This window comes from Chelatococcus sambhunathii (assembly GCF_001418005.1).
Lineage (GTDB): Bacteria > Pseudomonadota > Alphaproteobacteria > Rhizobiales > Beijerinckiaceae > Chelatococcus_A > Chelatococcus_A sambhunathii.
The window spans coordinates 600,674-613,089 of sequence record NZ_LIOL01000002.1; the positions used below are offsets into that span (position 1 = coordinate 600,674).

Sequence of the window (12,416 nt, forward strand, 5' to 3'; positions counted from 1 at the left end):
CTCCAATACGTCAGTGTTCTTGTCCCATCGAACGCCCCGTCCGGCAAGCCGTCAATGGTGCGCGGGCTCATCGTCCAATGAATATCGCTGAAGCGTCCACCACGCTTGCGTGATGTGGCCGCGGGGCGCCATCCTGCCGGCCTGTCACCCATGAAAGCGCAGGGGGAACGCGCATGGCTCTTCTCGATGAGGCGGCGCCGGGCGCGGGCGTCGTCGTTTTCGACGCCTACGGCACGCTGTTCGACGTGCATGCCGCGGTGGCGCGGCATGCCGGGGCAATCGGCCCGGATGCCTCGGCGCTGTCGGATGTCTGGCGCGCCAAACAGCTCGAATATTCCTGGGTGCTGTCGCTCTATGGCGACTTCCGGGATTTCTGGCAACTCACGCGCGAGGCGCTCGACCATGCGCTCGCGCGTTTTCCGTCCGTCGACCGCGCCATCGCTGACAAGCTCCTTGGCGCCTACCGCGTGCTCGACGCCTATGAGGAGGTGCCGGCCGTACTCGCCACCCTCAAGGCCGGCGGGCTTGCAACGTCGATCCTCTCCAACGGCGAAAGGTCGATGCTTGCCGATGCCGTCGCCTCGGCCGGCATCGGCGAGCATCTCGATGCGGTCCTGTCCGTCGACGAGGTGCGCGTGTTCAAGACGAGCCCCGCAGCCTATGCGCTCGTGACGCGCCGGTTCGGCATCGAGCCGGCGCAGGCCGTCTTCGTCTCGAGCAACCGCTGGGACGTGGCGGGCGCCGCGCGCTTCGGCTTCCGAGCCGTCTGGGTCAACCGCGCCGGCGCGCCGGACGAATATGCCGACCAGCGCCCCGTCGCCATCGTCCGCGACCTGAACGGGCTGGTGTAGCGTGGGGTCGTGAAGCACCGTCTCTCCGGCCCGTCTGCCGGCCATCGACGCCATTGAACACGCACCAGTTCCAAGGCGCCGGCGGGACACACGACGTTTAAATGACCTTCCGACCATTTCCACCGTCGTGCCCGCGCTTGTCGCGGGCATCCACGCCGCAAAGCCTGCGCGAGATCGAAAGGCGTGGATGGCCGCGACAGGCGCGACCAGGACGGGCGGGAAGGTTGTGCCGTTCTTCCAACGGTCCCGCGCGCCGCTCCGACAGCTGCGGGACAGGCACGGGCATGACGGTGGAAGCGGCGGTGCCCCTTCCCTGTCGCGCCAGCTGCCCTATTGCGCCAGTTCGGCGAGGATGCGCGCCCAGGAGCGGATGCCCTTGTGGAAGCTCGTCATGTTGTATTTCTCGTTGGGCGAATGCACGCGGTCGTCGTCGAGGCCGAAGCCGACGAGGAGCGAATCGACGCCGAGCGTGCGCTTGAAGTCGCCGACGACGGGGATCGAGCCGCCCGAGCCGATGGTGACGGGCTCCCTGCCCCATTCCGCGGCGAGCGCCTTGCGCGCCTTGTTGAGCACCGGACCGTCATAGGGCAGCGCGACGGCGCGCGAGCCCTTGTGGGCGATGAACTCCACCGAGCAATCCTCGGGCAGCTGCCGGCGCACGAAATCGCGGAAGGAATCGCGGATCGCGTCGGGGTTCTGGTCGCCGACGAGGCGGAAGGAGATCTTGGCCCGCGCCTCGGCGGCGATGACGGTCTTGGTGCCCTCGCCCGTATAGCCGCCGATGATGCCGTTGACGTCGCAGGTGGGGCGGGACTGGATCTGCTCGATGAGGAGCCGCCCCTTCTCGCCCGCCGGATATTTGAGGCCGACACCGCCAAGAAATTCCTCGGCCGTGAGGTTCAGCGCCTTCCACTGCTCAATCACCTCCGGCGGCGTCTCGGCGACGCCCTCGTAGAAGCCCGGCACGGTGACCCGGCCGTCCGCATCGTGCAGCGAGGCGATGATGCGGGCGAGCACGCGGATCGGGTTCTGCGCCGCGCCACCGAAGAGGCCCGAATGGAGGTCACGGTCGGCCGCGCGCACGGTCAGCTCTTCATAGAGCATGCCGCGCAGCGAGGCGGTGATCGCCGGCGTCTCGCGGTCCCACATGCCCGTGTCGCAGACGAGGGCGACGTCGCAGGCAAGCTCCTCCTTCGTCGCCTCGACAAAGGCCGGCAGGTTGCGGGAGCCGTCCTCCTCCTCGCCTTCGAGCAGGACGGTGATGCCGACCGGCAGCGAGCCGGTGACCGCCTTCCACGCCCGGCAGGCCTCGATGAAGGTCATCACCTGGCCCTTGTCGTCGCAGGCGCCGCGCGCCACGATGATCTTGCGCCCGCCCGGCAGTTCGGCGAGGCGCGGCTCGAAGGGCGGCGTCTCCCAGAGGTCGAGCGGATCGACCGGCTGCACGTCGTAGTGGCCGTAGAACAGGACATGCGGCGCGCCCTCGCGTCGCTGGTGGGCGAGCACCACCGGGTGGCCCGGCGTTTCGCGCAAGCCCGCCGCGAAGCCGAGACCCTCGAGGTCGGCAGCGAGCCATTCGGCCGCCTTGCGGCACTCCTCCTTGTAGGCCGGGTCGGTCGAGATGGAGGGAATGCGCAGGAGGCCGAAGAGGCGGTTGAGTGAGGCGCCGAGATCCTCGTCGATCCTTGCGAGTACCTGGTCGAGATGCGACATCGATGCCCTCCACGGCGAAGGCGGCCCGATGGGCCGCCTGGAATGATGGAACGAAAGGTGCTCAGCGCTTGGTCATGGAGCCAAGGATGCCGCGCAGGATGGCGCGGCCGAGCTGGGTGCCGATGGTGCGCGCGGCCGAGGAGGCCACGTTCGTGATCACCCGCTCCGTGACGGTGACGGTCCGGCGCCCGCCCCTGCCGGCTGGCTGGCCACCGCCGAGAATGCCGCCGAGCGTGTCGAGCACACCGCCCTCGCTGCCGGCGCCGGCCTGCTGCGGCGCCTGCTTGGTGGCGGCGGCCTCGGCGGCACGCTGCGCCAGGATCTCATAGGCCGATTCCCGATCAACCGCGTTATCGTAGCGGCCCTTGAGCGGGCTTGCCGCGATCAGTCGCTCGCGTTCCTGCTGCGTCAACGGGCCGACGCGGGCCGAGGGCGGCGCAATCAGAGTGCGCTCCACCACGGAGGGGGCGCCCTTGCCTTCGAGCACCGACACCAGCGCCTCACCGACGCCGAGCTCGATGATGGCCTTCTCCGTGTCGAAGGCGGGGTTCTGGCGGAAGGTGCCGGCTGCAGCGCGCACGGCGCGCTGATCGCGCGGGGTGAAGGCGCGCAGGGCGTGCTGGATGCGGTTGCCGAGCTGGGCGAGCACCGTCTCCGGCACGTCGAGCGGGTTCTGCGTGACGAAATAGACGCCGACGCCCTTCGAGCGGATGAGTCGCACCACCCGCTCCACCGCCTCCACCAGCGCCTTCGGCGCGTCGGAGAACAGCATGTGAGCCTCGTCGAAGAAGAAGACGAGCTTGGGCTTGTCGAGGTCCCCCACCTCCGGCAGTTGCTCGAACAGCTCCGACAGCAGCCACAAAAGGAAGGTGGCGTAGAGCCGTGGGTTGTTCATCAACTTTTCGGCGGCCAGGATGTTGATGACGCCGCGCCCGTCCCGGTCGATCCGCATCAGGTCGGAGATGGCGAGCGCCGGCTCACCGAAGAAGAAGTCTCCCTTCTGGTTCTCCAGCACGAGGAGCTGGCGCTGGATGGCGCCAACGGACTGGGTCGAGACATTGCCGTATTGCGCCGACAGCGCGCTCGCGTTTTCCGCCACATGGGCGAGGATGGCGCGCAGGTCCTTCAGGTCAAGCAGCAGCAGGCCCTGCTCGTCCGCGACGCGGAAAGCGATGTTGAGCACGCCCTCCTGCGTGTCGTTGAGGTCGAGCAGCCGGGCGAGCAGCAGCGGCCCCATCTCCGAGACCGTGGCCCGGACCGGATGGCCGCTCTCGCCGAAGAGGTCCCAGAAGGTGACGGGGAAGCTGTCCGCGGCATAGGTGACGCCGATGTCGGCGGCGCGCTTGACAAAGGGCTCCTTGCCCTCGCCCATGGCGGCGACACCGGACAGGTCGCCCTTGATGTCGGCGGCGAAGACCGGCACGCCGGCATTGGAGAAGCCCTCGGCGAGCACCTGCAGCGTCACCGTCTTGCCGGTGCCGGTCGCGCCGGTCACGAGGCCGTGGCGATTGGCGAGTCGCAGCAGCAGCTCCTCGTATCTGGGAGTGTCCTTGTGAGCATCGCCGGTGGCCTTGCCGATGAGAATGGTGCCTTCTTCCGCCATGGATCGTGCCATCCCTCGCGTCTCGTCCATCGGCGCCTGCGACGCCGATTCAGCTTATAGGAGATCGGGCGCCGCCTTTCCACAACGGGAGCGCCGACCGCACGGCGAAATGCGCCCTGACCGCGCGCTCCGGAATGGTTTCGATATGAACTATCTGCTTGCTTTTCGCGACAGCGGCGCAAAAGATGCCCCACCTTCCGACACAGGAGCCCATGATGGACGAACTCGTCGCACGCATAGCTGAAAAGGTTGGTCTCGACGCGGCAACGGCGCGCAAGGCCATCGCAATCGTCCTCAACTTCCTGCTCAAGGAAGGCCCGGAGACGGAGGTGCGCCAGCTCATCGCCGCCCTGCCCGGCGCCGAGGCCGCGATGGCCGAAGCCAGCGGCAACGGCAAGGGTGGCCTTGCCGGCATGGTCGGCGGCCTGATGGGCGGCGGCATCATGGCACTCGGCGGCCAGCTGACATCGGCGGGTCTGTCCATGGGGCAGATGCAGGCCCTCGGCCGCGAGCTCTTCGCCTATGGCCGCGAGAAGGCGGGCGAGGACGTTATGGGGCCCATCGTCGGCGCCGTGCCCGGCCTGTCACAATTCGTGTGACGCTTCGAGCGCGCGCCCCGGCGCGGGTTGCGTCGGCGGCGCGCGCAAAACCATCGCAACAGCTGCAGACGGCTTGACAGGCGGCCGCCACGGCGTCACGCAGCGGGCATGACAGAAGCGCTCAGCCGCCGGCAGCTCGCCGGCGTTCCCCTCGTCGGTCGCCCGCGTATCATGGGCATCGTCAACGTCACGCCCGATTCCTTCTATGACGGCGGGCGCCTGCCGACGGTGGATGCGGCGCTCATGCATTGCCGCGCGCTCGCCGAGGAGGGGGCGGACTTCATCGACATCGGTGCCGAATCGAGCCGGCCGGGCCACACTCCCATCAGCGCGACGGAAGAGCTGGCGCGGCTGATGCCGGTACTCCGGCGCTTCGTCGCCGAGAACGCAACGCCCGTCTCCGTGGACACGACAAAGGCAGCGGTCGCGGCCGCGGCCGTCGCCGCCGGCGCGCGCATCATCAACGACATCTGGGGCCTGCAAGGCGACCCGGACATGGCCCGCGTTGCGGCCGAGCACGGCGTGCCCGTCATAGCCATGCACAATCGGCCTGGGGCCGATGCGGAGATCGACATCCTCGCCGACATGCGGGACTTCTTCGCGCGCACGCTCGACATCGCCGCCCGGGCCGGCATCGCACGCACCGACATCGTGCTCGACCCCGGCATCGGCTTCGGCAAGACACCGCAACAGAACCTTGTCGTGCTGCGCCACCTTGCCGAGCTGCGCGACCATTTCGGCCTGCCGATGCTCGTCGGAGCCTCGCGCAAATCCTTCATCGGCCATATCGTGAGCACGGTACCGGACGAGCGCCTGCCCGGCACACTGGCCGCCCATGTCATCGCAGCGGCTGCGGGCTGCGAGATCGTGCGGGTGCACGACGTCGTCGCCCATGTGCAGGCGCTGAGCGTCGCCGATGCCATAGCCAAGGCCCAGTCATCATGAGTGATCGCATCACCGTCCGCGGCCTCGCCCTGCGTGGCACCCACGGCGTCATGCCCGAGGAACGGGTGCTGGGGCAGCCCTTCATCCTGCACCTGACGGCCGAGCTGCCGCTCGCCGCGGCGCAGCGCTCCGACAGGCTCGAGGACACGCTCAATTATGCCGAGATGGTCGAGGTGGCCCGCGCGGCTTTCTCCAGCCGGCATTTCGACCTGATCGAAGCCGCCGCCGGCGCTGTCGCCGATGCCATCATGGCGCGGTTCCCGCGCATTGAGCGGCTCGAGGTCACCATCGAGAAGCCACATGCGCCGATCGATGCCATCTTCGAGACCGTCGCCGTCACCATCGGGCGCACGCGCCATGACTAGCGCCGTCCCCCAGCGCGCGACCCCGGTCGAGGCCATCCTCGGGCTCGGCTCGAATATCGGCGACCTGCGCGTGCAGATCGACTGCGCGGTGGCCGCCCTGCATGCGACGCCCGGCGTGCGCGTGATCCGCCATTCCGCCTATTATCGCACGGCCCCGTGGGGCGAGACGAACCAGCCGTCATTCCTCAACATCTGCATCGCCATTGAGACCACGCTCGAGCCGCGCACCCTTCTCGAAACGGCCCTCCGGATCGAGCAGGAGGCCGGCCGCGTGCGGCGCGAGCGCTGGGGGCCGCGTATCATCGACATCGACATCCTGTTTTATGGCGACGAGGTGATCGACGAGCCGCATCTGCACGTTCCGCACCCCTATATCGGCGAGCGGGCCTTCGTTCTCGCCCCCCTCGTCGACATCGCGCCCGAGCGGATGATCGGGAGCCGCAGCGTGCGCGAGGCGGCAGCGGCCATCGACATGACCGGCATCGAGCGGCTGGACTGGGAAGTCCATCTCTGAGGGCGATCGCTCGGCCGTTCCGCATCTGCCCAGGCGGTATGGGCATCGATGCGACCAAGGAAGGGTGGTGAGGCGGCATCGCCCGTGGCAATCTCGGCGCCGTTCCATCGCTTCGCACGAGGCCGCAACGCGTGATCGAAGACCTTGAGCTCGCTGCTGCATTTCCCCAGGCCACCCGCGACGACTGGCTCGCCCAGGTCGAACGCGCCCTGAAGGGAGCGGATTTCGAGAAGAAGCTCGTTTTCCGCAGCCGCGAAGGCATCGTCGTCCAGCCTCTCTATGGAAAGGCCGAAGCTGCGCCACCGCCCCTCGGGCGGGCCGAGGCCGAACCATGGCAGGTCTTGCAGCGCATCGAGCATCCCGACCCCACCGAGGCCAACCGGCTGGCGCTCGCCGATCTCGAAGGAGGGGCGAGCGGGCTCGTGCTCGCTCTCGCCGGCTCGGCAACGGCACGCGGCTTCGGCTTGACGCTGGCGGATGCCGATTCTCTGGCCGCCGCGCTATCGGGCGTCCTGCTCGAACTTGTGCGCATCCGGCTCGAGACGGCGCCATTCGACGGCCGCCGCGTCGCCACCATCGTCGCCGAACACGCGGCGCGGCGCGGCCTGCCGGCCTCCGGCCTCGATATCGACTTCGGCCTCGACCCAGTCGGCGACTTCGCGCGTACCGGCCGCCTGCCGCTCCCCTGGCCGGAACTCGCGAAACGGCTGACCGGCACGGTCGCGGACCTCAGCACCAAGGGCTTTGCCCGCGGCCTCCTGCGTGTCGATACGCGCGCCTGGCACGAGGCCGGCGCCGGGCCGGCGCAGGAGCTCGCGGCCGCGCTCGCGACCGGCGTCCTCTATCTGCGCGTGCTGGAAGAGGCCGGCATCGCCCCGGAAGAGGCAGCCCCGCTCCTCTCCTTCCTCATGCCGGCGGATGCGGACGCCTTCTTCACCCTCGCCAAGTTCCGCGCCTTGCGGCGCCTGTGGGCGCGGATCGAGAACGTCTGCGGCCTCGCGTCGCGGCCGATCCGCCTCGATGCCGAGACCGCCTGGCGCATGGCGACGAAGCGCGATCCCTGGGTCAACATGCTGCGGGCGACGGTCGCCACCTTCTCCGGCGCTCTCGGCGGTGCGGACGGCATCACGGTGCTGCCCTTCACGGCCGCGCTCGGCCTGCCCGATGGCTTCGCCCGGCGCATGGCCCGCAACACCCAACTCATCCTCGCCGAGGAATCGAACCTGTGGCGCGTCACCGACCCCGCCGCCGGATCCGGCGCCTTCGAGGCGCTGACCGAGGCGCTGTGCGAAAGGGCCTGGGGCCTGTTCCAGACCATCGAGCGTGAGGGCGGCATTCTCGCCAGCCTCTCCGCCGGCCACGAGCAGGCGCGCATCGCCGAAACACGCGAAAAGGCCAGACGCGACATCGCCACGCGCAAGGCGCCGATCACCGGCACGAGCGAATTCCCGCATCTCGGCGAGGCGCCGGTCGCCGTCCTCATGCCGGCGCCGGACGAGGTCGGTCCTGCCCTGTCCGCAGACGCGGCCCTGTTGGCCGAGCCGCTGCCGTCGATGCGGGACGCGGAACCGTTCGAGGCGCTGCGCGACGCGAGCGATGATACGCTTGTCCGCTGCGGCCATCGCCCGTCCATCTTCCTCGCCAATCTGGGACCGCTTGCCGCCTTCACCGCGCGGTCGACCTTCGCCCGCAACTTCTTCGAGGCCGGCGGCATCGCGGCGCTGACGAACGACGGCTTTGCCGGATCGCGGGGCACGACCGACATCGCAGCCCTCGCCGCCGCCTTCGCCGGATCTGGCGCCGCCATCGCCTGCCTGTGCGGCACGGACGAGGCCTACGAGACGGAGGGGGAAGCGGCGGCTGCCGCCCTCAAGGGGGCCGGTGCCACAGCCATCTGGCTCGCCGGCCGTCCGGCCGAGCCGCTCGCCGCGCGATTGGCCGGCGCCGGCGTCGAGGACTATATTTTCATGGGCTGCGATGCGCTCGCCCTGCTTACCAAGGCACAGGCAGCGGCCACGCCGGCTCGGAAAGGGATGTCATGACGCGGATCCCGGACTTTGCGAACGTTCCCTTCGCCGCCATGCCGCCCGGTACGGCCGGTGCCGCGGGAGAGCCGTGGCTGACACCCGAGGGCATCCTGGTCAAGCCGCACTACGGCGAGCCAGACCGCAAGGGACTGGACTTCCTCGACACCTTCCCCGGGCTGCCACCCTATTTGCGCGGCCCCTATCCTACCATGTACGTCAACCAGCCGTGGACCGTGCGCCAGTATGCCGGCTTCTCCACGGCCGAGGACTCCAACGCCTTCTACCGGCGCAACCTCGCCGCCGGGCAGAAGGGCCTGTCCGTGGCCTTCGACCTCGCCACCCACCGCGGCTATGACAGCGACCATCCGCGCGTCGCCGGCGACGTCGGCATGGCCGGGGTCGCCATCGATTCCATCTACGACATGCGCACGCTGTTCGCGGGCATCCCGCTCGACGAGATGAGCGTGTCTATGACCATGAACGGCGCCGTGCTGCCGGTGCTGGCGCTCTACATCGTCGCGGCAGAGGAACAAGGGGTGCCGCCCGAGAAGCTCGCGGGCACCATCCAGAACGACATCCTCAAGGAATTCATGGTGCGCAACACCTACATCTACCCGCCCAGGGGGTCGATGCGCATCATCTCGGACATCTTCGCCTTCACCTCGGCGCATATGCCGAAGTTCAACTCCATCTCCATCTCCGGCTACCACATGCAGGAGGCGGGGGCGACGCAGGACCTCGAGCTCGCCTATACGCTCGCCGACGGCGTCGAATATATCCGCGCCGGCCTCGCGGCCGGGCTCACCATCGACCAGTTCGGGCCGCGGCTCAGCTTCTTCTGGGCCATCGGCATGAACTTCTTCATGGAGGTGGCGAAGCTGCGGGCCGCGCGCCTCCTGTGGGCGAAGCTCGTCAAGGGCTTCTCGCCAAAGAACGACAAGTCGCTGGCACTCAGGACCCATTGCCAGACCTCCGGCTGGTCGCTGACGGCGCAGGACGTGTTCAACAACGTCACGCGCACGGCTATCGAGGCCATGGCGGCGACGCAGGGGCACACCCAGTCGCTGCACACCAACGCCCTCGACGAGGCGCTCGCGCTGCCGACGGACTTTTCCGCCCGCATCGCGCGCAACACCCAGCTCTTCCTGCAGCAGGAGAGCGGCACGACGCGGATCATCGACCCGTGGGGCGGCTCCTACTACGTGGAGCGGCTGACGGGCGAGCTCGCCGCGCGGGCCTGGGCCCACATCCGCGAGGTGGAGGAGCTCGGCGGCATGGCGAAGGCCATCGAGGCCGGCATCCCCAAGCTGCGCATCGAGGAGGCGGCGGCGCGGACGCAGGCACGCATCGATTCCGGCCAGCAGGCCGTCATCGGCGTCAACCGCTTCCGCCCGGACGACGAGCCGCCGATCGAGGTGCTGAAAGTCGACAATTCGGCCGTGCGCGCGGCGCAGATCGACAAGCTCAAGCGCCTGCGGGCCGAGCGCGACGCCCCGGCGGTGGAGGCGGCGCTCGCGGCCCTGACGAAGGCCGCCGACACCGGCGAGGGCAACCTGCTCGCCCTTGCCGTCGATGCCGCCCGGGCCAAGGCGACGGTCGGCGAGATTTCCGCGGCACTGGAGAAGGTCTGGGGCCGCCACCGGGCGGAGATCAAGGCCATCTCCGGCGTCTACAAACGGGAGGTCGGCGCGATGAGCGATGCCGTCGAGCGTGTTCTCGCCCTCGTGGAAGCTTTCGAGCATGACGACGGCCGCCGGCCCCGCATCCTCGTCGCCAAGATGGGCCAGGACGGGCACGACCGCGGCCAGAAGGTGATCGCCTCGGCCTTCGCCGACCTCGGCTTCGACGTCGATATCGGCCCCCTGTTCGCGACCCCGGCGGAGGCTGCCCGCCAGGCTGTGGAGAACGACGTGCACATCGTCGGCGTCTCCTCCCTCGCCGCCGGGCACCTGACGCTGGTGCCGGAGCTGAAGGCGGAACTCGAGAAGCAGGGCCGGCCGGACATCATGATCGTCGTCGGCGGCGTCGTGCCGCCGCAGGACTACGAGGCCGTGACCAAGGCCGGCGCCTCGGCCATCTTCCCGCCGGGCACGGTGATCGCCGAAGCGGCCGAGAAGCTCATCAGGGAGCTCAACCGCCGCCTCGGCTACGAGCCGAAGCAGGCCGCAGAGTAGCGGGCACGATCCACCGGGCCGGCGATCGCGGCAATGGCGTCATCGGGTGCAGCTTCAAGCTAGCGGCTCAGGTCCTCGCAGTGGCCGGCCCTCGTGCCGGACGACATCGCCAGACGCCATCAATGTATCCTGAAGCTGGGAGCGGTCGGGAAGACCCGACGTGGCCCGGCTGGCTGTGCCGCCCCTACATTCCCGCCGGGTGATGCGCATAAGAGTAGAGCCGGTATTTCGCATGCTCGCCTGTGCCCATGCCGCCGACGGTCGTGAGGGCCTCGAGCATGACGCGCAGGGTGGCGAGACCGAGCCCTCGCAACCCGGTTTGCCGTGCGACGCCGGCGGCGATGGTCACGCCGCCGACATGGGGCTGCCCCGTCTTGCCTCCGCCGGCTTCAGGCGGACCCAGCGTGTCCGGCACCGGGCCGTAGGACAGGCATTCGCCGTTGCCGTCGCAGGCGCGGAACCAGAGGCCCGGGTGCCGCGCCTCCAGGGCGGCGAAGGCCGGTGAAGAAGAGAGCGCGAGGCGCCCTTCCATATCGCGTGCCAAGGCCGCGCGAACTGCGGCGGCGACCAGCGCCTCATCCTGCGGCGCCGACCGCTCCATGGCGATAGCAAATGCGCCGAGGGCGACCAGGCTCAATACCGCAGCCGGCCAGCCAAGGGCACCGAGCCTGCCTCGCCGGACGGCACGCCCGGTGGCATCGGCCGCTCGCCTCTCACGGATCATGGCATGCACCTCCCCAAGTCGGGATCGCAGAAACGCTCCCGTCAACCTAGGGCGAATAACATTTTTGTCAATTAATTTTTCTCGATAAACATGAAATCAATCATCGTCGATTGGCTGAGGACAGCCGTCATCCACGAATGCGAGAATGTCGCCCGGCTGGCAGTCGAGATGCCGGCAGAGCGCGTCGAGCGTCGAGAAGCGGATGGCGCGGGCCTTGCCGGTCTTGAGCACGGAGAGGTTCTGGATCGAGATGCCGACGGCAGCCGCCAGATCGCCGAGGCGCATCTTGCGCTTTGCGAGCATGACATCGAGGTTGACAATGATCGCCATTGCCCGGCTCACACCGTCAGGCTCAGTTCGTCCTGCATGCGGCAGGCCATGCCCATGATGCGGCCGAGCAGGATGACGACGAGCCCGATGAACAGTTCGCCGAGATGAAGCTGGTAGGCGAGCGGCACCTCGGTGAGCCGCTCGGTGAAATAGAGGACGAGGCCCGCCGCCAGGAATGCGACCTGGTCGGCCAGGGAATAGGCGACGAGGAGGACACCCATGCGGTGGATGCGCACCACCGCCGGCGCCGTGAACACCTCTCCGCCTGCATAGAGCAGCAGCAGCTGGTGCAGTTCCCGCAGCATCAAGCCGAGGAGCAGCGGCGCAATGCTGGTCAGCAAGACAAAGGCGATCTTGCTGGAAAGCTGCAACTGGCTCGCATCCGCCGGACCACCCGGCAATTCAGGATCGCCATGCATGGTCGCCACCGTCGCAATGGCGATCCATGCGAGAGGCACGAGCCATTGCAGGACTGCGGTGACCAGCGACAGGCGCCGGCTGTAGATTTGAACCGTAGGCATCACCCATTCCCACATGGTGACAATGTCTGCAGACGCTAGTCCGGACGGGC

12 protein-coding genes are annotated in these 12,416 nt (G+C 68.6%); 7 read left to right on the forward strand and 5 right to left on the reverse strand.

From position 1 onward, the window contains the following. Positions 1-173: 173 nt before the first annotated feature. Positions 174-851, forward strand: a complete 678-nt coding sequence (locus tag ASC46_RS06325) for a haloacid dehalogenase type II (RefSeq protein WP_055458411.1) — start codon at positions 174-176, stop codon at positions 849-851. A 330-nt stretch (positions 852-1,181) separates the two neighbouring features. Here ASC46_RS06325 and ASC46_RS06330 read toward each other — a convergent pair whose 3' ends face one another. After that, positions 1,182-2,564, reverse strand: a complete 1,383-nt coding sequence (locus tag ASC46_RS06330) for a dipeptidase (protein ID WP_055458412.1) — start codon at positions 2,562-2,564, stop codon at positions 1,182-1,184. Positions 2,565-2,625: 61 nt separating this feature from the next. Continuing rightward, positions 2,626-4,167 carry a helicase HerA-like domain-containing protein gene (locus ASC46_RS06335; RefSeq protein WP_055458413.1) on the reverse strand — a complete coding sequence of 514 codons (1,542 nt, stop codon included), beginning with the start codon at positions 4,165-4,167 and terminating at the stop codon, positions 2,626-2,628. 215 nt (positions 4,168-4,382) lie between these two features. Between ASC46_RS06335 and ASC46_RS06340 the strand changes: the two genes are divergently transcribed. The 6 genes from ASC46_RS06340 to scpA all read left to right on the forward strand — a co-directional run bounded on the left by ASC46_RS06340 (position 4,383) and on the right by scpA (position 10,791). Then, positions 4,383-4,766, forward strand: a complete 384-nt coding sequence (locus tag ASC46_RS06340; protein WP_055458510.1) for a DUF2267 domain-containing protein — start codon at positions 4,383-4,385, stop codon at positions 4,764-4,766. 108 nt (positions 4,767-4,874) lie between these two features. Beyond that, positions 4,875-5,711, forward strand: a complete 837-nt coding sequence (gene folP / locus ASC46_RS06345; RefSeq protein ID WP_055458414.1) for a dihydropteroate synthase — start codon at positions 4,875-4,877, stop codon at positions 5,709-5,711. After that, positions 5,708-6,076, forward strand: a complete 369-nt coding sequence (folB, locus tag ASC46_RS06350) for a dihydroneopterin aldolase (protein ID WP_055458415.1) — start codon at positions 5,708-5,710, stop codon at positions 6,074-6,076. Before folP ends, folB begins: the two co-directional genes overlap by 4 nt. Next, positions 6,069-6,590, forward strand: coding sequence for a 2-amino-4-hydroxy-6-hydroxymethyldihydropteridine diphosphokinase (gene folK, locus ASC46_RS06355; RefSeq protein ID WP_055458416.1), 522 nt, complete (start codon positions 6,069-6,071; stop codon positions 6,588-6,590). The genes folB and folK overlap by 8 nt, the downstream gene beginning before the upstream one ends. Positions 6,591-6,724: 134 nt before the next feature. Next, entirely contained in the window at positions 6,725-8,632 is a 1,908-nt protein-coding gene (locus ASC46_RS06360; protein WP_055458511.1) for a methylmalonyl-CoA mutase subunit beta, read from the forward strand. Continuing rightward, positions 8,629-10,791, forward strand: coding sequence for a methylmalonyl-CoA mutase (gene scpA, locus ASC46_RS06365; protein ID WP_055458417.1), 2,163 nt, complete (start codon positions 8,629-8,631; stop codon positions 10,789-10,791). Before ASC46_RS06360 ends, scpA begins: the two co-directional genes overlap by 4 nt. Positions 10,792-10,975: 184 nt before the next feature. Here scpA and ASC46_RS06370 read toward each other — a convergent pair whose 3' ends face one another. The 3 genes from ASC46_RS06370 to ASC46_RS06380 all read right to left on the reverse strand — a co-directional run bounded on the left by ASC46_RS06370 (position 10,976) and on the right by ASC46_RS06380 (position 12,366). Continuing rightward, positions 10,976-11,515, reverse strand: a complete 540-nt coding sequence (locus ASC46_RS06370; RefSeq protein ID WP_141659659.1) for a hypothetical protein — start codon at positions 11,513-11,515, stop codon at positions 10,976-10,978. Positions 11,516-11,611: 96 nt separating this feature from the next. Next, complete coding sequence (locus tag ASC46_RS06375) at positions 11,612-11,845, reverse strand: helix-turn-helix domain-containing protein (RefSeq protein WP_055458419.1); 234 nt, start codon at positions 11,843-11,845, stop codon at positions 11,612-11,614. Between the two features lie 8 nt (positions 11,846-11,853). Then, positions 11,854-12,366 (reverse strand): DUF2975 domain-containing protein, encoded by a 513-nt coding sequence (locus ASC46_RS06380; RefSeq protein WP_157672317.1) that lies wholly within the window; start codon positions 12,364-12,366, stop codon positions 11,854-11,856. Positions 12,367-12,416 lie beyond the last annotated feature (50 nt).

Coding starts and splice junctions, on each gene's coding strand:
- ASC46_RS06325 (WP_055458411.1), top strand. CDS start 174: ATGGCTCTTCTCGATGAGGCGGCGCCGGGCGCGGGCGTCGTCGTTTTC.
- ASC46_RS06330 (WP_055458412.1), bottom strand. CDS start 2,564: ATGTCGCATCTCGACCAGGTACTCGCAAGGATCGACGAGGATCTCGGC.
- ASC46_RS06335 (WP_055458413.1), bottom strand. CDS start 4,167: ATGGCGGAAGAAGGCACCATTCTCATCGGCAAGGCCACCGGCGATGCT.
- ASC46_RS06340 (WP_055458510.1), top strand. CDS start 4,383: ATGGACGAACTCGTCGCACGCATAGCTGAAAAGGTTGGTCTCGACGCG.
- folP (WP_055458414.1), top strand. CDS start 4,875: ATGACAGAAGCGCTCAGCCGCCGGCAGCTCGCCGGCGTTCCCCTCGTC.
- folB (WP_055458415.1), top strand. CDS start 5,708: ATGAGTGATCGCATCACCGTCCGCGGCCTCGCCCTGCGTGGCACCCAC.
- folK (WP_055458416.1), top strand. CDS start 6,069: ATGACTAGCGCCGTCCCCCAGCGCGCGACCCCGGTCGAGGCCATCCTC.
- scpA (WP_055458417.1), top strand. CDS start 8,629: ATGACGCGGATCCCGGACTTTGCGAACGTTCCCTTCGCCGCCATGCCG.
- ASC46_RS06370 (WP_141659659.1), bottom strand. CDS start 11,515: ATGATCCGTGAGAGGCGAGCGGCCGATGCCACCGGGCGTGCCGTCCGG.
- ASC46_RS06375 (WP_055458419.1), bottom strand. CDS start 11,845: ATGGCGATCATTGTCAACCTCGATGTCATGCTCGCAAAGCGCAAGATG.
- ASC46_RS06380 (WP_157672317.1), bottom strand. CDS start 12,366: ATGCCTACGGTTCAAATCTACAGCCGGCGCCTGTCGCTGGTCACCGCA.